Raw genomic sequence first — 19,911 nt, 5'->3', positions numbered from 1 at the left:
AGTGTGAGAGGATATAATACAACTTTAATGATGCGCAAAATAGCAGTTTTAAAGATTTGGCAAAATCGCCCTAGCTTATAATAAACATTAGACACGCAAATAACGCCCACCTTGTACACTGATAACGCCTAATAACTCCAGCTCCATAAGCTGAGCAATTAATTGCGCTGGCGTCATCTCAATAGTATTTAACAATCCATCTAAATCCTGCCCACGCCAATCAAGCTGCTCATAGACTGGCATTAAATGCTCAGGAATCAAAATAGCATTGGAGGAAGGTTTGAGATTAGACTGTGGCGACTGCCCATTAGGGGCAATAGGATTGCTAATCGTAGTTATAGTTTTTGAAGAAAGACAATTATTTGCTGACGAGCTTTCGGTTGAATGGGTTGAGTGGTATGGGCGATTATCATAGCTTAGCTGATTAGTAATATCCTCGATTACCTGCTGCGGATGATAAATCAAAGTTGCGCCTTCACGTATCAAATGGTGACAGCCTTCGGCATTGCTATTATCAATATGACTTGGAATGGCGAAAACTTGTTTACCTTGCTCTGAGGTTAGGCGCGCAGTAATCAGTGAGCCGCTTTGAATGGTCGCTTCAGTGACAATCGTTGCAAGGCTGAGTCCTGCAACTAAACGATTACGGCGCGGAAAGGTATGCTTATGTGGCAGTGTATGTGGTAATAGCTCGCTAATAATACAGCCGCCTTGATCGATAATCTGGCTAAACAATTTGTCATGATGATTGGGATAATTGACATCAATTCCTGTACCCATCACGCCAACCGTACGACCTTGATATTCAGCATCAACTTGGGTCAAAGCGCCTAAATGGGCACGCTTATCGACGCCCAACGCAAGGCCGCTGGTGATAATGTAACCGGCTTGCGCTAAATATTGCGCCATATCAAAGGTCGTTTTTTGCGCGTGGGCGGTTGGTTTGCGACTACCAACGATGGCGATTTGCGCTTGCTGTAAACGCGCTTTATCGCCGCGATAAAACAAAACAGGTGGTGGGTCGTATATCTCTAGCAACTGTGCTGGATAATCAGGCTGGTCTGCAAATAGCAGACCGTATTTTCCCTCTAACCATGCTTGCTGGATTTTATCGATAGTAGTGAGCGTTTGTTCTGGCTGCTCATGGCGTTTAAGATGGGTACTATGAATACCCAATTGACGCCATGCCTCTACTTTAGCGTTCCAAGCAAGTCCTGCACTACCGAAGGCCGAGATAAGTTTGTGATACGCTGATAACGACGCATTCACCTCAGTCCACAGCGCCAAAACTGCGCGCTGCTCAGCGGATAAAAGAGAAGTGACGGCAGTCATAATCATCTAGCTCATTTAGTCTAAGGTTAAACGCTTGGCGTAAAGAATAAGCATTGTACTGATTATAGATACGGCGGTGGTAACAGCTGATCACCGACGTTAAGTGGTAGTTCAGAGTCAAGCACATAAGCATAGCTGATATCATCAAAGGTATTAAACACCATCACCATACCAGTTGGCTCGCTTGGCAAACGTACTGGCATATCATTGTCCTTGATATCGCGTATGACCGCGCCTTTTTGGAAAACGGTTAAGACATCACCAGGTTTGGCACCGTGCGTGCGACCTAAATTGATAGCGACAACACTACCTTTAGCGGCTGAGCTAATAGAATCCATAACGCGGACAATCATACCGCCGCGACTAACCGTTGCTGGGGTTGGATAAAATACGGGCGGGATGGAGTTATTTAACTCAACAAAAACGCGATCGCCTTCACGGACTTCTTTGCCATAGCTATCGATAAGCTGCAAGCTGGTCACGCCGTTGGTCTCGGTAGACGTGACCAGACCGGTAGCGACTTGAGTCACTTCTAAACCAATGACTTTTTGTGTTTTAGGCTCAACATACTTCTCGCCCTCACGGTAAATACCATAACGTTGGCCAACGATAAGTGGTACGCCTTTGGCATAGACTTTATCGCCACTAGCGGTAATCAAATTACCTTTTTTTGAGGCCAAAATGTATGGGGTGGTATTAAAATCTGCTGGATTAACAATGATGGTTTTGTCGAGCCAATGCTGAATCGCCGACCATGGAATAGGTGGAATACTATTAGCGGTAGAGGTCACAGTCACTGAGCTGGCAACCACATTACCCGTCAATTGCTTTTCAACCCCAGCACAGCCCTCACCCGTATCAACCCCAACCAAGGTTTTACCTTGAATCACGCAGAGGATAAGAATGTCATTAGGATAAATAAGGTTGGGATTTTTGATTTGCTTATTGGTCGCCCAAATCTCTTTCCAGCGCCATGGACTATCTAGATAACGCCCTGAGATATCCCATAACGTATCGCCTTTTTTGACGATATAGCGATTGGGCGCATCAGCCTTAATAGTCGGCGGTGGATTATTGGCGTGGGCAGTGGTCAGCAGCATTGCACCACTAAATGTCGTCAGTAATAGTGCTTTTGCTATCTTCTTTAAGCTCATCTTCATTGTTATATCCACAATATGTACTGCGATCAGTACCATGATAAAGGCTATCTAAGTCTATTTCTTATGCTCAAAAATTATTGGTAAGAAAGAAACATGTATAAGAAAACATGAGCATAAAAAACTTAAAATAACGCTATCATAATGTCTATAAAGCAGCTGTTCAGTATGATTGACGGGTTTGGTTGCTAAAAAAGCGTCTAACAGATAATGACTTGCCGACGCTGTTTCTAATATTACAATTATATCTACCATAACACAATCATAAACACTTTATTACAATAGCGTAACCTTTGATTGGATATTAACTTTAATGAATATTTTTTATAAATAAGGTCTCTAAGCTATATTTGGCGTTACATATTGACGGATTTGCTCAGCGACCAGTTCGGCATTATTATCTAATACCACCACCTGCTGTGGTAAGTCTTCTAAGCCTTCGGTATGCGCAGGACGCGCAATTTCTATCTCTCCAACCGCCTCAAAGATAGTATCGGCAAACTTAACGGGCAACGCTGTTTCTGCACAAACAATCACTTCGCCCTCGCGCTGTAATTCTTTGGCGACTTTGATACCATCGGCCGTGTGCGGATCGACCAATTCACCATGCTGCTCATAAAGCGCTTTAATGGTTTGTAAGCGGTCATTATGGGTCGATTTGCCCGCAGCAAAGCCATAACGGGTATTAACCGCTTCCATCAAGTCAGACAAATCAAACCCTTGCCCAGATTTCACCCCTTCAAATAACTCATGAACGCGGGCGCTGTCTTTATCTAGCAATAAATAAACAAAGCGCTCAAAGTTAGATGCTTTAGAGATATCCATTGATGGGCTAGACGTGACGTAAGTTTTATCGGTCGGACGCGGCTGATAGGCACCTTGATTAAAGAAATCGTTAAGCACATCGTTTTCGTTGGTCGCGACGATTAGACGGTCAATTGGCAAGCCCATTTCGCGAGCAATGTGACCGGCGCAAATATTACCAAAGTTACCTGATGGCACGCTAAAGCTGACTTTTTCATCGTTGCTCGTAGTGACGGCAAAGTAGGCTTTAAAATAATAAACGATTTGCGCAAGGATACGACCCCAGTTGATAGAGTTAACGGTACCGAGGTTATAAGCCGCTTTAAATTTAGCATCTTGTTGCAGCGCTTTGACAATATCTTGGCAATCATCAAACATACCATCGATGGCGATATTATGAATATTAGCATCGGTCAAGCTATACATTTGCGCGCGCTGGAACTCGCTCATTTTGCCGTGTGGTGACAGCATAAAGACTTCGATATTGTCTTTACCACGTAGCGCATATTCTGCTGCGCTGCCCGTGTCACCACTAGTCGCACCAATGATGGTAATACGCGCGTCTTTTCTTTTCAGCACGTATTCAAAGGCATTGCCCAAGAACTGCATCGCCACATCTTTAAATGCCAATGTCGGACCGTTCGACAAGCCTAAAATATACAAATCATCTTCAAGTTTGCGGACAGGGACAATCTCATCAGAACCAAATATCTCAGCGGTATAAGTACGCTCGATGATATCTTGCAAATCAGCCGTAGGAATATCAGTGGCAAAGCGCTGCATAATCGCCATGGCAAGCTGTGGATAGCTGAGCGTACGCCATTCATCAAGGGTCGTGCTATCAATTTTTGGATAGTGCTCAGGCAGCATTAAACCGCCATCTGGCGCAAGACCCATCAATAGCACATCACTAAAATCCATTGGCGCTGTCTGACCACGGGTACTGATATATTTCATTAGATTGTCCTGTCTATAATGAGGTTATTCAATATTTAAAACGGTTTATTCAGCAGTTTTATGCCATTGTCTTATGAAGTAAGGCATAATAAAAACCATCACCACTCTCGCTATCTATGGGTAAACACTGGCGACCGATCGCTTGTTCGATACCCCAACTGCAATCGTCGCTAAACTCAATGGCTTCTACATTACTATAATGAGTCATGAAATCCTGCATTTGAAGGGCGTTTTCTTGCTTTAAGATAGAGCAGGTCACATACAATAGATAACCACCCGCTTTCAATTGTGGCCATAAATTATGCAAAATATCGGCTTGCAACAATGCGGTTTGCTCAACGTCTTCTTCGGTACGCAAAATACTGATATCAGGATGACGGCGAATCACGCCAGTCGCCGTACAAGGGGAATCGAGTAATATTGCATCAAATACCGGCTCATTGGTAGCCGCTTTTTTGTTTTTCCCATGCTGCCATCGGGTGGCATCAGCACAGACGATATTTAGGGCTATATTCTTCTCAGCCTGCTCTAAATCTTGCTGATTTAAGTTTAGACGCTGTAAATTTTCATATATACGTTCAATACGCGGTGCTTCACTATCTATCGCAGTCAGCTTCACTTTTGAAACCATAGAAACAGATTCGTCGCTTTGTTTCACGTGAAACAATGAATGCTCATTTGAGCTAATCAATTCTAACCAATGAGCTAATTTACCACCAGGTGCCGCACAAGCATCTAAGATATGCAGCTCATTATTATGGGCTTCTGAATCAATTTCTGTATTGGATTTATCAGCGCTTATTTTAGCCATTAACGCTTTGTTAATAATCGGCGCAGCAAGCTGAGCGTGCATATCTTGTACGCTAACAGCCCCTTCAGCGAAATGCGGCAAGGCGCTAACAGCGGTGCTTTGATGCAGCCTGAGAGCTTTGGTTAATAGCATTGTAGTAGTATGTGACGAGTTCGCTACCTTAAAACCAGTTGTTAGCTCAACGATATCTGCTTCAATCTCTGCCCCATCAAGTGCTTGCTGATAATCCTCTACTGAGCTAACCGCCGAATTGACTCGCAAGAACATTGGTGCTGCTTGGCGCAAACCTTGCATCAGCTCATCATACTGCTCGCTCCAGTCTTGCTTAAGCTGATAGGCAAGCCAGTTCGGCAGACTGTGCTTTTTATCGGACTTCTTACGGAACTTACTAGGATTTTTGGCGACTTTACGCAAGATAGCGTTAATCAAACCTGTCGCATGGGCAAAGTCAATCTCTTTTGCCGCTTCGACCGTTTCATGAATCGCTGCATGGTCCGCCACTTCTAAATACAGCAATTGCGCTAAGCCCACTTGAATAGTAGTCCTAACCTCAACCTCATCGATAGGATTGTCCGCTAGCGTATCGAGCAAACGCGCCAGCGCGTACCACTGACGCAGTGTCGTTAGTAGTAGCGCATGGGCAAAGCCTTTATCGCCGTCATGCAGACTGTTTAATAAAGGGTCAAGGACACTGGCAAGTGATTGACCATTTTGAATGGCCACTAAAGTGCGAATGACCCGTACACGGACGCTACCATTCATAATAAGGTTGCTTGAAGGTTTGAGCTTATTATTTCTTGCTGCGGTGCTGGTTTGTCTCATTAAATTGAATTTCCTTGACGTCTGATTGAGAACGTCTGATAAAAGTTAGATAACTTATGATTATTAGATAATTTCTGATTAAACTAGCGTAAGTGAATTATTTTGCTTCATGAGTAAATCTATCACCATCGTTTAGCTGATTGCCATGGCAGATTTGCTCAGCGCTCACGGGCTTACTACCTGCAAACTGCAAGTGAGTAATCGCTAAAGTCGTGGCTAACTCTTCATTGCTGAGTTGCTTGCTATCCGCTTCTTTGCCACAAGCGACCAGTATCGCTTTGCGTCCAACACTGATAACAGTACCCGCAGGCTTAACCGTTTGCTGTGATGGATTTACAGGTAGACTGGCTAAAATTTTGACGCGCTGCCCTACTAAAAAGGTGTAAGCACCAGGCCAGGGGGTTAGGCCACGAATCTGGCGTTCAATCTGTGTGGCAGATTGCGTCCAGTCAATTTCGCCTTCAGTTTTGACCAATTTTTCCGCATAATTGGCTTGGCTATTATCTTGAGCAACCGCTTGTGCCTGATAATGCGCCAAATCTTTTAGCACAGTAGCAATAGCTGCCGCGCCAAGTGCCGCCATCTTATCATGTAGACTGGCGGCCGTATCATCAGCTTCGATAGGCGCGCTGACTTTATAAAGCATGTCGCCTGTATCCAGGCCTTTATCCATCTGCATAATGGTAATGCCAGTCTCACTATCGCCCGCCAGTAATGCACGGTGAATCGGCGCCGCACCGCGCCAACGTGGCAGTAATGATGCATGAATATTAAGACAACCATAAGTTGGCGTGGTTAAGACGCCAATCGGTAATATGAGGCCATAAGCCGCGACAATCATGACGTCAGGCTGATAACTACGTAAATTTTGGCGCGCTGCCATGCCTTCGGTGCTGGATTTTTTAAAGGTAACAGGCTGCTCAACCGCAATATCATTGGCCAAAGCGACTTGCTTGACTGCCGACGCCGTCATTTTTTGTCCGCGACCTGCTTTGCGGTCGGGCTGGGTATAAACGGCAACGATATCTATATTCAGCGCTTCTTGCTGCTCGATAAGCGCCTCAAGGCTAACCGCTGCAAACTCTGGGGTGCCAGCAAATATCACGCGCAGCGGTTTAGCAGCAGATGGCACTTCGATAACAGTGCTGTTCTGAGGTTGAGTGGCGTGAATAGGTAAATTATATTGTGCAGCAGATGTGGTCATAGTCAGGCAGTATTTATGGTTAATTTGCCTATTATAGGTGAGTTTGTAGCGTTGTGCCATGATTGTAATAGCAGCAATCAAGCGCTATTAATGACGCATTTTATCTTTATAATGGTGATTAAGCTTAGTAACTTATTTCTCAAAAAAATGTAGCCAAATTTTATGCAACAATTTAAGTCTCTACAACGACTGCTGCTCTTTTATACACTGACATTATTGGCGATGTTGGCAGTGTATTACGGCACCATGTTTTATGAGATGAGGCAACATAATGAGCAGCACAGTATCCAAAGCTTTTATGATTTACAGCACGAGATAACTGAGCTCTCAAACCCTACAAACTTAGCAATTAAAAAGATATTAGAAAAGCCTTTTTTAAAGGATATTAGCTATCAGCTGATTTTTATGATGCCTTCTGGGCAAACGTATATTCACCGCCGTACTCGCCCTAATGAGCGGGAATTTACTGGCATCACCTTTCCCAACGTCATTAACGCATTACCTTCTCATAGCAATCATCATAGTGCTTATGAGCTAAACAATCGTAATTTGGTCGGTACCATTGAGCTTGAAAGCGGTCATAAGGTGCACCTGATACTGCGGCATGAACCGCTTGATATCAATTGGATGTCGTATCGCTATTGGCTGCCATTAATGACCGCCATCTTACTTTTTGCCATGGCCTTACTCTATACCCTAAAGCGCCGTGCCAACTGGGAACAACTGCTCATTTATACCGATGAATTAAGTAGCCATACCAAAGATGGTTATATCGCGCCGCCGTTTATCGAAAAGAAAACCACGGCTGAGTTTTTACGTTTGGGTCACGCGCTTAGCCGCATCAGTTATCAGCTGCACAGCAACCACCGCCGCATTACCACGCTAAAGCACCGGTTAGAGCGTCTGGTTGACCATGCGCCGCTGCCGATGCTGATGATTATGAGACATGGCCAAATCAGCTTTTTTAATCAGCGTTTTGAGCAAGTGTTTGGTACGACCTTTCACAGCGATAGCAATTATCAATTGACTGATTTTTTCTTTGCTAAAGACGAATCAACCCAAACCTTGCTACAAAAGCTGGCGGATTTGCGGGTCACGCGCACGCTACTGGTTTATGGTTTGCATAATAAAAAAGCCTATCAGTTGCATATCACACCGTGGTTTGGCGAGCATGGGCAGGTACATGGTTTTACCGTTTTACTCAATAACATCCATGAGCTTGTCGAACAGACCGCGCATTTGGCGCAAAAAAACCGTCAACTACAACGTCAGCTTGATGAGTTTGAAGCACTTAAATCGACGATGGGCCATAATTTACGCCTGCCATTAGAAGCGATGATTGATACCTTAGAGCCTATCAATCCCGATAATCTGACCGCTAAGCAAAATCAAGTCGTTACAACTTTGATTCAAACCAGCCACTCTATGCTGACAATGCTAAACGATATGTTAGATATAGGAGAAATAGAAGTTCGTAAATCTCGTCTGTCTATTGAGGCCGTTGATATTTATAAACTTGGGCAGAAAGTCAGTCAATCAATGGTAGAAAGCACAAGACAACAAGGCCTTGAGCTTCTGTATTTTTTCGCGCCTGACAGTCCACGCTGTATCGATACTGATGATAGACGCTTGCAACAAATCCTACGTAACTTATTAGATAACGCGATTAAGTTTACCAATTCTGGCTATGTGTCTTTGACCATCGACGCGGTAAGCAATGCCGATATAGTAGCAATCAAAAACAGCTATTTGGATACGGCCGACAACGACCATACCTCGAATAAAGGGAATGAAGTTAATAACAACCATTCTAACCATCAGTCCCACAACTGGATTCGATTTAGTGTAAAAGATAGCGGTATAGGGATTGATATAGCAAAACAGCATCAACTACTGACCTATTTCAACGAAAGCAACAGCCAAAACAGCATACATATCAAAAACCGCAACATTAGCTACGTGCAAACAAACAGCGCGATAAAAGGGCTCGGATTAAATGACGTCAATAGTTTCGCTAAATTACTAGGCGGTTTTATTGAAATGAAAAGTACGCTGGCTACCGGCAGTACTTTTAACCTGTATTTGCCTTGTAGGCGACCAATCTATCAGCCCATCTACCATTTCAATCAGCAATTGACCTATATCCATCTTATTGCCGTCATTAAACAACCGCTACGTGCCAAACATTTACGCGATTTATGCACTTATTTATCTATCCCAGTCACTATGTCTACTTCTATAGATAGAATAGCGCTTCAGCAAATACACGACAAACTGGCGCAAGACCAACAAAGACTGGCGCCAGTTTTGCTTCTCGATTATGAATATTATGAAGACATCACGCTCGCGTTATCACCTCAAATAAACATTGATGATAAAAATACAGAAGCTGAAAATAAATTGGAGAAATCAAGAAATCAGGCACGCATAGATATTGATAAACAGCAGGCGATTAATAGCTTACTGGCCAATACCGTGCTGCCAAAAATATTGGTTAGTATGAAAGCTGAGCGCCGCATTCCCTCTATATTATTGGATCAATGTGACGGCTTTTTAAACAAACCACTCGATGCCGCGTTATTGCTTTCTGAGTTACTGCGTTTGACTGCACCTATTAGACAAACGCTACGACAACCAGCCCCTAGCCAAGAAAGCCATAAGGAAAATAGTAGTCAGCTAGTCACAGCTGCAGATGACGCCGCTCATGAAGCCTTAGCACCACTGATTTTAGTGGTAGAAGATAGCCCAACCAATCAAAAAATAGCTTGCAAGATACTAGAAAAGATTGGTTATCGCACTATCGTGGCAGAAGATGGGCAGCAAGCGCTAGATAAATTGCAATCGCAGCGCCAAGAGATTGCCCTTATCTTAATGGACTGCCGGATGCCCGTGATGGATGGATTGCAGGCGACCAAAGCCATACGTGCGCAAGGCGATGATATTCCAATCGTTGCGCTAACAGCAAATAACAGCGAAGAAGATCGCGCCGCCTGCTTACAAGTTGGCATGGATGAATTTTTAGCCAAGCCTATTAATAAACAAAAGCTGCAAATCGTTTTGCAAACGCTGATTAAAAACTCATAAGCGTCTGCTAAAGCTGTCTTTTATAACAGCTTGGCTATAACTTTAACTTGATGTTAAAGGTTACTAACTATTAGACTCAAATCTTTAAGCCCAACCATTATTTCATAAAACCATTCTCGGCTAAAAATGCCTCAGTAATCGTACTTTGTGGACTGCTAGCATCTGCAGTATCCGCTTGTGATTTGTTTAATAACCGCTCTAAATAGCGCGCTACAATATCGACTTCAACATTAACTTTTCCGCCTACCAACCAATGCTGGGCGATGTTGGTGACTTGCGCGGTATGGGGAATAATATTGAGCGAAACGATGTTATCACGGACTAAATTAGTAGTGAGACTAATACCATCAAGGGTAATAGAGCCTTTGGTCGCCGTATAATGTGCCAACTCGTGCGGTATCTCAATTTCGATATAAAGTGAGCGCGCATCTTTTTGCAGCTTACGAACCATACCTACCCCATCAACGTGACCGGCGACGATATGCCCACCAAAGCGCGTGGTTGGTAGCATTGCCTTTTCTAAATTCACGATATGACCTGGCTTTAGTTCCGCTAAAGCGGTACGAGCGATAGTTTCACGTGAAACATCAACAGAGTAATAATTACTGCCAAACTCCACCACCGTCAAGCAAATGCCATTTGAAGCAATCGAATCTCCCAGTTTCACATCACTAAAATCCAAACCATCAGATTCTATCGTTAGACGGATATCACCGCCCGTTGGCTGCATGGACTTTACTTTGCCAACGCTTTCTATAATTCCAGTAAACATATAAACCTCTTTTGATTTTCTATTGCCATGAAAGGCAGAATATATTATTTGAGCCTTTGGTTTCATTTGAACCATCAGTGATGACTGCTCTTACACTTTAAGTGAGTTATAACGTTAGTATAAACTTAGCCAAAATACGAAGCGTTAGTGGATAGATTGTGGATAACTAACGTTAATTCAAGAAACAGTAGGATTAGAACCTTTGTTTTTAAAGAGTTATCCACAGTAAGTCTATTTTTTACCAACTATTCGCTACAGCTAAAGAAGATAGCTAGGTTATTGATATTAATATAATTAATAATTATAATCATTATTAAAGATTAACAATAAGTTTCATGTGAAACGAAGTTATACACAGTTTCATGTGAAACCTTGATCGAACCATTATATTTATCCACATCAGTTACCTCTAACTTTAGTCTTGTGGATAAAGCTCTTTAATTTAACCTTAAAAATAACAGGGTTATGACATAGGCTATAAAGGTAAGAGGGTAAGTTTAAGGTCAGAACCAAGTTGCTCATGACATTGAATATCAAAACGTAGCTGCTGCGCTAACGACAACAGATTGATAGCAACTATAGGACGCGCATCAATACCTAATAAGCAAGGCGCTTGATAGACAATGAGCTCATCTACCAGTTGCTGTTGTAAAAAACTACCAGCGACACTTGCCCCTGCCTCTACCAGTACGTCATAACATTGATAGTCGCACACTAGGCTTTTTAATAATTCGATTAAATTCTCTTCCCGCCAATATAATGTATCTGAGCGACGGCATAGCTGATAGTCAGATTGCAAATCGTGTTTTAGTCGCCCTCGTCTATCCAGTATCACTATCTTAGGCGGCGGCACTTGCTCAGGCGCGACACCCAACTGGTTTGAGCGTACGTTTAATTGCGGATTATCAACGATGACCGTTTCGCTACCCGTGATAATAGCGCCACTTTGCGCGCGTAGTTTCTGTACATCTTCACGCGCAGCCGTGCCCGTAATCCATTTAGACTCTCCAGACGCCATGGCCGTCCGACCGTCAAGACTGGTAGCAATCTTAAGCCTGACATAAGGCATTTGGCTGCGCATCGCCTTTAAAAAGCCTTTATTTAAGGCTTCTGCTTGCGCGGTTAGCACGCCAACGGTTACGGCTATGCCCGCTTGTTCTAATAGTTTCACACCGCGACCAGCCACTTGAGGATTAGGGTCGAGACCAGCGATGACGACACGTTTTACGCCAGCCTCAATAAGACCCAAGGCACAAGGCGGCGTACGCCCAGTATGACTACAAGGCTCTAAAGTCACATAAGCGGTCGCGCCGATCGCTCGCATGCCAGCATCTTTTAAGGCGAAAACCTCAGCATGCGGCTGCCCCGCTTGAGGATGAAAACCTTGACCCACTACCTCGTCTGCTTGCACAATCACACAGCCGACAGCCGGATTGGGACGCGTCGTATACAAACCACGCTTGGCCTGCTCAATGGCAAGCATCATAAAATAGCGGTCTTTGACATCTTTAGAATGCTTTAAGTTTGGCATAAAGGTGGACTTAATCAATGACTGATAATTATTATTAAAGATTTTATAGAGTAGAGCGAGTAAGCAATATAAACTTGCAAGCAGGCTAAATACTTAGCATGAGTGATGCTTATTTTTCATTAGGACGGATATTGGCAATTTCTTGATGAAAGGCGTCGATATCTTGAAAATCACGATAGACACTGGCAAAGCGCACATAAGCGACATCATCGAGCGTTTTAAGCTCGCTCATGATGATTTCACCCAAGACTTTACTACTTACTTCGCGCTCACCCATTTGGCGTACGCGCTTTTCGATACGACTAATCATCGCTTCTTGCTCATCAATAGTAATTGGGCGCTTTTGTAAGGGTAATAAAATCGAGCGGCGCAATTTATCATTGTCATAAGGCTCGATTTTGCCACTTGATTTGATAATACGCGGCATCACCACTTCTACTACCTCAAAGGTCGTAAAGCGTTCCTGACAGCTATTACATGAGCGGCGGCGCCGTACTTGTGCGCCATCAGCAGCCAGCCGTGAGTCAATAACCTTGGTATCTGAAGCATTACAATACGGGCAATGCATACGCTTTTCCTTAGTTTAATATTGCGGGCGCCTATAATTATTGATAATAACTAAACTTTCTAAAAAATGATGCTTTTACTGTGCAATTTAATAAAGAGGCAGCCTTTACTCATTATTTGCCAATACAGAAGCTACCAAAGATTTTTCCTAATAAATCGTCGGCGCTAAATTCACCCGTAATTTCTCCCAAACTTTGCTGCGCTTGGCGCAGGCTTTCTGCCACCAACTCACCTGCTTGAAACACCGTGAGCTGCTCATGTGCTTCTGCTAAAGAATCAGCGGTACGTCTTAGCGCGTCCAAATGACGTGTACGGGCGATTAAGCTATTTTCTGGCGGATGAAAACCTACTTTAGCACATAAGGTTTCAACCAAAACATCAATTCCTGCACCTGTTTCACATGAAACATTGACCTGCTCATAGCCACGATTTTTTATTTCTGCTTGTAAAGTAGCGATTCTTTCTTGACTGCTGTTGCCGTTTAATAAGTCGCTTTTATTGGCAATAATCAGTAAGCGCTTGGCTTCTGGTAACTCGCCAAATAGCTGTTCAGCCAGTTGTAATGGCGTGCTGTCACTTGCAAGGTCGCGAGTCACGTCATAAACCATCAGCAGCATATCAGCCTGCGTAATCGCCGTACGCGCACGCTCAATACCGATACGCTCAACCGTATCTTCGGTCTCGCGCAGGCCTGCGGTATCGGTTAGATGCAGGGTTAAGCCGTTAAGGACGACGGTTTCTTGTAAGGTATCGCGCGTTGTCCCAGCGACATCGGTCACGATAGCACGCTCTTGCCCTGCCAAACGATTCAGCAGACTTGATTTACCAGCATTTGGTCTGCCAGCAAGCACCACATGAATACCGTCACGTAATAGCTGACCTTGCTTAGCAGTCGCTAGCACCTGCTGAATTTTAGCTTGCGTCTGCTCGAGCTTATCTTGAATAACGCCATCAGATAAGAAATCAACGTCTTCTTCATCGGGGAAATCAATCGCCGCTTCGACGTGCAAGCGCAGATGAATCAATTGCTCAAGCAATTGATTAATTTTTTGGGAAAACTCACCACTAAGCGAGCGAATCGCACTACTGGCAGCGGCGGCGCTGGTAGCATCAATCGCGTCAGCGATGGCTTCTGCTTGCACCAAATCCAATTTATCATTATCAAAAGCACGGTAAGAGAATTCCCCTGCGCCCGCTTGTTTTGCGCCCAATTCAAACACGCGTGCTAGCAGCTGATTTTGTAAAATCATGCCGCCGTGACCTTGTAGCTCAATCACATCTTCGCCAGTAAACGAGTGCGGACCTTTAAAGTACAGCACCAAACCTTCATCAATGGTGGTGCCATCAGACTGATAGAAACGGCAGAAACTGGCCATACGCGGCGTGAAAGTCGACTTACCAGTGAGCTGACAAGCAATATCGTAAGCACGCGCGCCTGACAGACGAATGACCCCGACGCCACCACGCCCAAGCGGTGTCGCAATCGCCGCAATGGTCGGCAGGCCAGATACATTAGAATTTTTAGGTGACTCATCCAAATTATCGGCGGCTAGGGCCATCTCTAAAGAATCCACAATCACTCTCAATAAGCAAAAACCCCATTATAGACGGCTTAGCAGGCACTGACAAAGCAAACTTCAAAGAGTAGATTATTAAAATCCTAAAGTATGGTTATATAGCTATTTTCCTGGTTTATTAACACAAGAAAAGTCTTCTCTTTGATACATAAAAAAACCACCGCCGTAGCGATGGTTTTTTAGACTTGAACTTTATTTAATCCAGAACTTTCACGGTACGACGTTTTTGTTCTTCTTCAACCTTGCGGTTGATGATGTACTGCTGGGTCATACTAAATAAGTTGTTCACCGTCCAGTATAGTACCAGACCTGCTGGGAAGAACAGCATAAACGCAGTGAAGATAATGGGTAAAAACTTCATCACTTTTGCTTGCATTGGATCAGCTGGCTGCGGGTTTAGTTGCTGCTGAATAAACATCGACGCACCCATTAAGAGCGGTAAAATGAACCATGGATCCATTGCTGATAAATCGCGAATCCATAGGATCCAAGGCGCATGACGCAGCTCAACACTTTCAACCAATACCCAGTACAGCGCTAAGAAAATCGGCATTTGCATCAGAATAGGTAAACAACCCGCCATCGGATTGACTTTTTCTTCTTTATAAATTGCCATCATTTCTTGCGACATTTTCATGCGATCGTCGCCATGCTCTTCTTTTAATGCCGCAAGTCTTGGGGCGATAGCACGCATTTTCGCCATTGAGTAGTAGCTTTTATTAGAAACCCACATCAAGGCGATTTTAACCAACAGCGTCAACAGAATAATTGACCAGCCCCAGTTGCCGATAACTTTATGAATACCATCCAAAATCGCAAATAATATTTTTGATATTGGCCAGAGCAAGCCATAATCGACGGTTTGATTCAGACCTACTGCCACTTCTTTTAGCTCAGACTGTACTTTTGGACCAGCGTAGAGGGTTGCTTTTAAGGTAATTTGTTTGTTTGGCGCTACATTAACAGGTTGGCTGTTAAAACCAATAAAGTAGTCATTGCCCGTTTCGCGGCTAAAGAACTTACCCGTAAAGTTTTCAGGCGTCCAAGCAGAAACAAAGTAATGCTGAACGATGCCAACCCAACCTTCATCACTGGTCGTGGTCAACTCACCATCGTTAAATTTACCGAATTTTAATTTATTATAAGGATCTTCAGGTGTGCCCCAAGCGCCGCCCAAATAAGTCGCCATACTAAGCGCGCCTTTATCAGACATACCGGGGTCTTTACTATCGTCACGCTTTAACTGCGCAAACATCTGCCCTTGCCAAGCATTGGTAGAAGCATTTTGGATTTGATAGCTGATATCAATCGGATATTTATCTTGGGTGAAAGTAAAGGTCTTAGTAACCGTCACGCCATCTTTTTGATAGGTTAGCGGCACCGATAAGGTCTGCTGACCTTTTTCCATCACATAATTGTTGGCAGTGTGACTATATTTGGCGCGACCTTCGGCATTATCAATACCATTTGGACCTATAAGGCCAGACTGTGCTACATAAACGCGACCGCTGTTATTTTCCAACAACACAAAAGGTTTATCGCTATCGAGCGTGGCGTCATATTGCTTTAACGCAGCATAAACGATATCACCGCCTTCTGGATTGATTTTAATGTCATAGCGATCGGTTGTGACCGTGATTAGACCAGTATTGGTCGCTGGTGCCTCTGCAACAGCGCCCGCATCAACCGGTAGCGTTTGTGCTGGAATGTCACCTGCTGCGCCAGTGGTAGCAGGAATATCAGCACCTACCGATGTTGACGTTTCTGGTACCGCGTCTACAGCTGGTGCATCGGCATAATCATCTCGCCATGCTAAAATCAGCAGATAAGCGGTGATTAGCATCGCAATGATGATCATCACCCGAAATATCTTTTGCATAAACCTTTCCTAGATTAAAAATTAGGGAATGAAAAATCAGGCATGTGTTATGACCACCACACAGTATCAAAACCCTTTCCTAGCAGTCATACCAGCAGTCAATCACATAAAATGTTCATCATTTTACTAAAAAACCGCTCTAAATGATACAAGCGTGTGGATAACTTGTGGGTAACTTGAAAGATATCCACAAGTGCTTAGTGGATAATAAAGTTTATATCGACTTCATTAGATGATTTAGGCGAGCCACATAGCTCTTAGTATCTTTATAAACATACCAGCTTTGCGCTTTGCCATGAACTGGTGTCGTAGGCGATATATATTGATAATGATAAGAAGACAAAGGTAGTGGCACAAAATCGATGCCATGTCCGCCTAACGGATGACAGCTACTAATACGTTTTAATAATAGCCAACTACCCGTCCAAAGCCCATGCCACGCTAAAGCCTGTTTACCGTAATTTGAGCAAGTTGGATAATAACGACAACGCGCAGGTAAAATAGGACTGATTACTTTTTGATAAAAAACAATGAAATAATAAAATAACTTATAAAAAAAATTATTTATTTTTTTTAATAAATAATTCATTTTATTCTTTTTCTATTTTTTTAAAAATATTATTAATCTCATTGATTATCTCTTTATTGTTTAATTCTTTCATAGATTTTTTAACAATAAAAACAATATCTTTGTTTTCTAAGTAACTTGCCTTTATACGAAATTGTTCACGAACATGGCGTTTAATTAAATTTCGTGCGACAGCAGTCGGTACTTTACGTTTGGTAATGGCCATACCGACTCGAGGCTGTTCACAATGATTACTACGTACAAACGCCATTAAATGACCCTGATGCAGCTTACGCTCAGGTGCGTCAAATACCTCGCGAAAGGACGAAGGCGTGAGTAGGCGCTGCGCTTTGGTAAAGCGAGCATTATGGGGCGCTGAAACGGTATTGGACATAATACAACCTAATATAAGAGCTAGTAACACTAGCAGAGATAATAGCGCAGAAAGAATAACAAAGTATAGAGACAAAAAAAGCGCCGATGTGGGCGCTTTTAATATATGGCTGAGTGACAGTTGTGATGATTGACGATCGCAATCTATAAAATAATAGAAACACAACAAGCACTACCGGCCATGCTTATCGCAATCTACTGATTAATTATACAGTTAGGCGATGACGTCCTTTAGCGCGGCGACGAGCTAAGACTTGGCGGCCTTTTTTGGTTGCCATACGTGCACGGAAACCGTGAGTACGTTTACGCTTGATCACGCTTGGTTGGAATGTACGTTTCATAACTCACCTATCAAAATAATGGACTAAATTCGTAATAGCGGAGGATTATACCACTGCATAGTATTTTGGTCAACGAACTAATTTACTCTGTTTTCATACAGATGATTTTACAGCAGAGTGAGTTTTCTTATATTTATCCGTAATGAGAGTTTTGCAGCTAAGAGATTTAGTTAAATAAACTCATATTAGTAGACCCAAATTATCTTCTTAGAAAAACTATTTTGATAATCAATTTTTGGAACTTATCCACAGTCTGTGTCGAACTCTATAATAATTAACTATTAATATATATAAGTATTGTTGTTATTGGGGACCATATTATCTGTGGTTAACTTAATTTTTTACTTTATTATCAAAATGATAGGCTATGGGTAAGCCTGTGGATAACCTGTGGGTGGAATATGGATAACTCATGATATATACTTATCCACAAAACTATCCACAGTCTTATCCACAAAAAACAAGGTGTTATCCACAGGCTGTTTGTGTTAGATTAGCGCCCTACTAGATGTATGATTTTGAGTCATGTGACCATCAGGTATCTTTGTTAAGAAAAGAGGCTTTCTGGTGCTTAAAGCTGATAGATTTACACTATAAAAATGACGTTCTTTTGACCGATTACCTTGGACTATGGGGTTAGTATTTTTCATGATTGATACAGCAACTATTTGGGATAAATGCCTAAACGACTTACGTTATCATGTTAAAGATAATGTCTTTACGATGTGGTTGAGACCGTTATCTGCACACCAAGAAGCCAGTAGCTTGATTATTCTTGCTCCTAATGATTACTTTGTAACCTATATCAAAAAGAATCACTTACACGACATCAAGCAGTTAGTTGCTAAACATAGCCAAGGTAGTATTGAAGCCGTTATTGTACGTGTTGATAATGCTGGCCGTGAGATGGTTGATAGTAGTCAGTCGCAGTCAGGCTCATTGTTTGAAGAAGACCAGCCCTCCCCTACCCCTACTGATTACCATTTTCAAAGCACGCATAATGATATTGCTAGAGCGGATATCGATGCCAATATGCGTCATGCAGAACTGATTGAGACTGCCGATGCCAAATCATTAAGCTATTTGAATCCTGACTTCACCTTTGAAACCTTTGTCACTGGTAAGTCTAATAACTTAGCTTATAAGGCCTGTTACGAGCTTGGAAAACGCCAATCAAAAAATCGTCACAATCCTTTATTTATATACGGACCTTCGGGTTTGGGAAAAACGCATTTAATGCATTCTGTAGCGCATCGCTATTTAAAAAATAATCTAAGTTTCTATTATTTCACTTCCGAAAAATTTATTAATCAATTAGTTTACTCATTAAGAAATAATAAAATAGAAGATTTTAAAAAGAAAATAAAAAAAGTAGATTTATTAATTGTAGATGATATTCATGTATTAGCTGGCAAAACAAAAAGTAGCAATGAGTTTTTGACCTTATTTGCAGATTTTACCAGCGGTGATAAGCAACTGATTTTGGCATCAGATCGGCATCCATCACAAATGACTGAGTTTGACGAGCGTTTCAGGTCGCGCTTTTCTTGGGGTTTGACGGTTGCAGTAGATCCACCTGAAATTGATACACGAGTACAAATTTTACAAAGAAAAGCGGCATCGTATGGCATGAGCCTGCCTAAAGAGTGTGCCCTATTCATCGCTCAAAACGTGGTTTCTAATGTTAGGCGATTAGAAGGTGCATTAAACCAAGTGTTTGCCAATGCCAACTTGACGGGAGCGCCCATTACACTTGAGATGGTGCAATACGCCCTAAAAGACATCGTTGCCATGCGCGTGCAAGCGGTAAATATGGATAATATTCGTAAAGTGGTCGCCGAATACTACGATGTAAGCGTAAAAGATATCATGGGTCGTAAACGTACGCGCAGCATTGCTAGACCACGACAAATAGCGATGGCCTTATCACGCGAATTAACCAGTGATAGCTTTCCTGAAATTGGTCAGTCATTTGGTGGACGCGACCACACGACAGTGATGCATGCTTGTGATAAGGTCAATGAGCTACGCGCCGCTGACCCCGCGTTTAATAAGGATTACAAAACGCTTGCCTTGATGTTGCAAGCGGGTTAGAAGCTTATGGCGTCACAA

15 protein-coding genes are annotated in these 19,911 nt (G+C 42.9%); 2 read left to right on the top strand and 13 right to left on the bottom strand.

The features are described 5' to 3' along the window. Positions 1–87 precede the first annotated feature (87 nt). From dprA to fmt, 5 genes are all read right to left on the bottom strand, one after another. Entirely contained in the window at positions 88–1,332 is a 1,245-nt protein-coding gene (gene dprA, locus B2866_RS09815) for a DNA-processing protein DprA (RefSeq protein WP_296193504.1), read from the bottom strand. 62 nt (positions 1,333–1,394) lie between these two features. Further along, positions 1,395–2,492, bottom strand: coding sequence for a LysM peptidoglycan-binding domain-containing protein (locus B2866_RS09810; protein ID WP_296193476.1), 1,098 nt, complete (start codon positions 2,490–2,492; stop codon positions 1,395–1,397). Positions 2,493–2,828: 336 nt separating this feature from the next. Further along, positions 2,829–4,250: a threonine synthase gene (gene thrC / locus B2866_RS09805; RefSeq protein WP_296193473.1), complete on the bottom strand. Its 1,422-nt coding sequence runs from the start codon at positions 4,248–4,250 to the stop codon at positions 2,829–2,831. 58 nt (positions 4,251–4,308) lie between these two features. Next, positions 4,309–5,883, bottom strand: coding sequence for a transcription antitermination factor NusB (locus B2866_RS09800; protein WP_296193469.1), 1,575 nt, complete (start codon positions 5,881–5,883; stop codon positions 4,309–4,311). 97 nt (positions 5,884–5,980) lie between these two features. Beyond that, positions 5,981–7,087, bottom strand: a complete 1,107-nt coding sequence (gene fmt / locus B2866_RS09795; RefSeq protein WP_296193467.1) for a methionyl-tRNA formyltransferase — start codon at positions 7,085–7,087, stop codon at positions 5,981–5,983. 162 nt (positions 7,088–7,249) lie between these two features. On the opposite strand from fmt, the gene B2866_RS09790 reads away from it, so the two are divergent. After that, entirely contained in the window at positions 7,250–10,171 is a 2,922-nt protein-coding gene (locus tag B2866_RS09790; RefSeq protein WP_296193463.1) for a response regulator, read from the top strand. A gap of 97 nt (positions 10,172–10,268) precedes the next feature. Here B2866_RS09790 and B2866_RS09785 read toward each other — a convergent pair whose 3' ends face one another. From B2866_RS09785 to rpmH, 8 genes are all read right to left on the bottom strand, one after another. Next, positions 10,269–10,943 carry a riboflavin synthase gene (locus B2866_RS09785; protein ID WP_296193461.1) on the bottom strand — a complete coding sequence of 225 codons (675 nt, stop codon included), beginning with the start codon at positions 10,941–10,943 and terminating at the stop codon, positions 10,269–10,271. 475 nt (positions 10,944–11,418) lie between these two features. Next, positions 11,419–12,474, bottom strand: a complete 1,056-nt coding sequence (gene ribD / locus B2866_RS09780) for a bifunctional diaminohydroxyphosphoribosylaminopyrimidine deaminase/5-amino-6-(5-phosphoribosylamino)uracil reductase RibD (protein WP_296193459.1) — start codon at positions 12,472–12,474, stop codon at positions 11,419–11,421. 109 nt (positions 12,475–12,583) lie between these two features. Further along, positions 12,584–13,042 carry a transcriptional regulator NrdR gene (nrdR, locus tag B2866_RS09775; RefSeq protein WP_068405041.1) on the bottom strand — a complete coding sequence of 153 codons (459 nt, stop codon included), beginning with the start codon at positions 13,040–13,042 and terminating at the stop codon, positions 12,584–12,586. Positions 13,043–13,154: 112 nt separating this feature from the next. Next, on the bottom strand, positions 13,155–14,600 hold the full coding sequence (gene mnmE, locus B2866_RS09770) for a tRNA uridine-5-carboxymethylaminomethyl(34) synthesis GTPase MnmE (protein ID WP_296193502.1): 1,446 nt from the start codon (positions 14,598–14,600) through the stop codon (positions 13,155–13,157). A gap of 214 nt (positions 14,601–14,814) precedes the next feature. Next, the gene (gene yidC / locus B2866_RS09765) at positions 14,815–16,497 is read right to left on the bottom strand and encodes a membrane protein insertase YidC (RefSeq protein WP_296193457.1); all 1,683 of its coding nucleotides are present in this window, start codon (positions 16,495–16,497) and stop codon (positions 14,815–14,817) included. A gap of 214 nt (positions 16,498–16,711) precedes the next feature. Then, complete coding sequence (gene yidD, locus B2866_RS09760; protein ID WP_296193454.1) at positions 16,712–17,086, bottom strand: membrane protein insertion efficiency factor YidD; 375 nt, start codon at positions 17,084–17,086, stop codon at positions 16,712–16,714. A 1-nt stretch (position 17,087) separates the two neighbouring features. After that, on the bottom strand, positions 17,088–17,459 hold the full coding sequence (gene rnpA / locus B2866_RS09755; protein ID WP_296193452.1) for a ribonuclease P protein component: 372 nt from the start codon (positions 17,457–17,459) through the stop codon (positions 17,088–17,090). A gap of 205 nt (positions 17,460–17,664) precedes the next feature. Beyond that, complete coding sequence (gene rpmH / locus B2866_RS09750; RefSeq protein WP_007394757.1) at positions 17,665–17,799, bottom strand: 50S ribosomal protein L34; 135 nt, start codon at positions 17,797–17,799, stop codon at positions 17,665–17,667. Between the two features lie 648 nt (positions 17,800–18,447). Here rpmH and dnaA point away from each other — a divergent pair. Beyond that, the gene (dnaA, locus tag B2866_RS09745) at positions 18,448–19,893 is read left to right on the top strand and encodes a chromosomal replication initiator protein DnaA (protein ID WP_296193449.1); all 1,446 of its coding nucleotides are present in this window, start codon (positions 18,448–18,450) and stop codon (positions 19,891–19,893) included. Positions 19,894–19,911: the final 18 nt, after the last annotated feature.

The sequence above is a fragment of the Psychrobacter sp. UBA3483 genome (assembly GCF_002377905.1).
Classification (GTDB): Bacteria; Pseudomonadota; Gammaproteobacteria; order Pseudomonadales; family Moraxellaceae; genus Psychrobacter.
The sequence above is the reverse complement of the archived record's forward strand: the minus strand, read 5'-3'. Positions and strand labels throughout refer to the sequence as shown.

Excerpts from the sequence above, each read along its gene's own strand:
- dprA (WP_296193504.1), bottom strand. The coding sequence starts at position 1,332 with ATGACTGCCGTCACTTCTCTTTTATCCGCTGAGCAGCGCGCAGTTTTG.
- B2866_RS09810 (WP_296193476.1), bottom strand. The coding sequence starts at position 2,492 with ATGAAGATGAGCTTAAAGAAGATAGCAAAAGCACTATTACTGACGACA.
- thrC (WP_296193473.1), bottom strand. The coding sequence starts at position 4,250 with ATGAAATATATCAGTACCCGTGGTCAGACAGCGCCAATGGATTTTAGT.
- B2866_RS09800 (WP_296193469.1), bottom strand. The coding sequence starts at position 5,883 with ATGAGACAAACCAGCACCGCAGCAAGAAATAATAAGCTCAAACCTTCA.
- fmt (WP_296193467.1), bottom strand. The coding sequence starts at position 7,087 with ATGACCACATCTGCTGCACAATATAATTTACCTATTCACGCCACTCAA.
- B2866_RS09790 (WP_296193463.1), top strand. The coding sequence starts at position 7,250 with ATGCAACAATTTAAGTCTCTACAACGACTGCTGCTCTTTTATACACTG.
- B2866_RS09785 (WP_296193461.1), bottom strand. The coding sequence starts at position 10,943 with ATGTTTACTGGAATTATAGAAAGCGTTGGCAAAGTAAAGTCCATGCAG.
- ribD (WP_296193459.1), bottom strand. The coding sequence starts at position 12,474 with ATGCCAAACTTAAAGCATTCTAAAGATGTCAAAGACCGCTATTTTATG.
- nrdR (WP_068405041.1), bottom strand. The coding sequence starts at position 13,042 with ATGCATTGCCCGTATTGTAATGCTTCAGATACCAAGGTTATTGACTCA.
- mnmE (WP_296193502.1), bottom strand. The coding sequence starts at position 14,600 with ATGGCCCTAGCCGCCGATAATTTGGATGAGTCACCTAAAAATTCTAAT.
- yidC (WP_296193457.1), bottom strand. The coding sequence starts at position 16,497 with ATGCAAAAGATATTTCGGGTGATGATCATCATTGCGATGCTAATCACC.
- yidD (WP_296193454.1), bottom strand. The coding sequence starts at position 17,086 with ATGAATTATTTATTAAAAAAAATAAATAATTTTTTTTATAAGTTATTT.
- rnpA (WP_296193452.1), bottom strand. The coding sequence starts at position 17,459 with ATGTCCAATACCGTTTCAGCGCCCCATAATGCTCGCTTTACCAAAGCG.
- rpmH (WP_007394757.1), bottom strand. The coding sequence starts at position 17,799 with ATGAAACGTACATTCCAACCAAGCGTGATCAAGCGTAAACGTACTCAC.
- dnaA (WP_296193449.1), top strand. The coding sequence starts at position 18,448 with ATGATTGATACAGCAACTATTTGGGATAAATGCCTAAACGACTTACGT.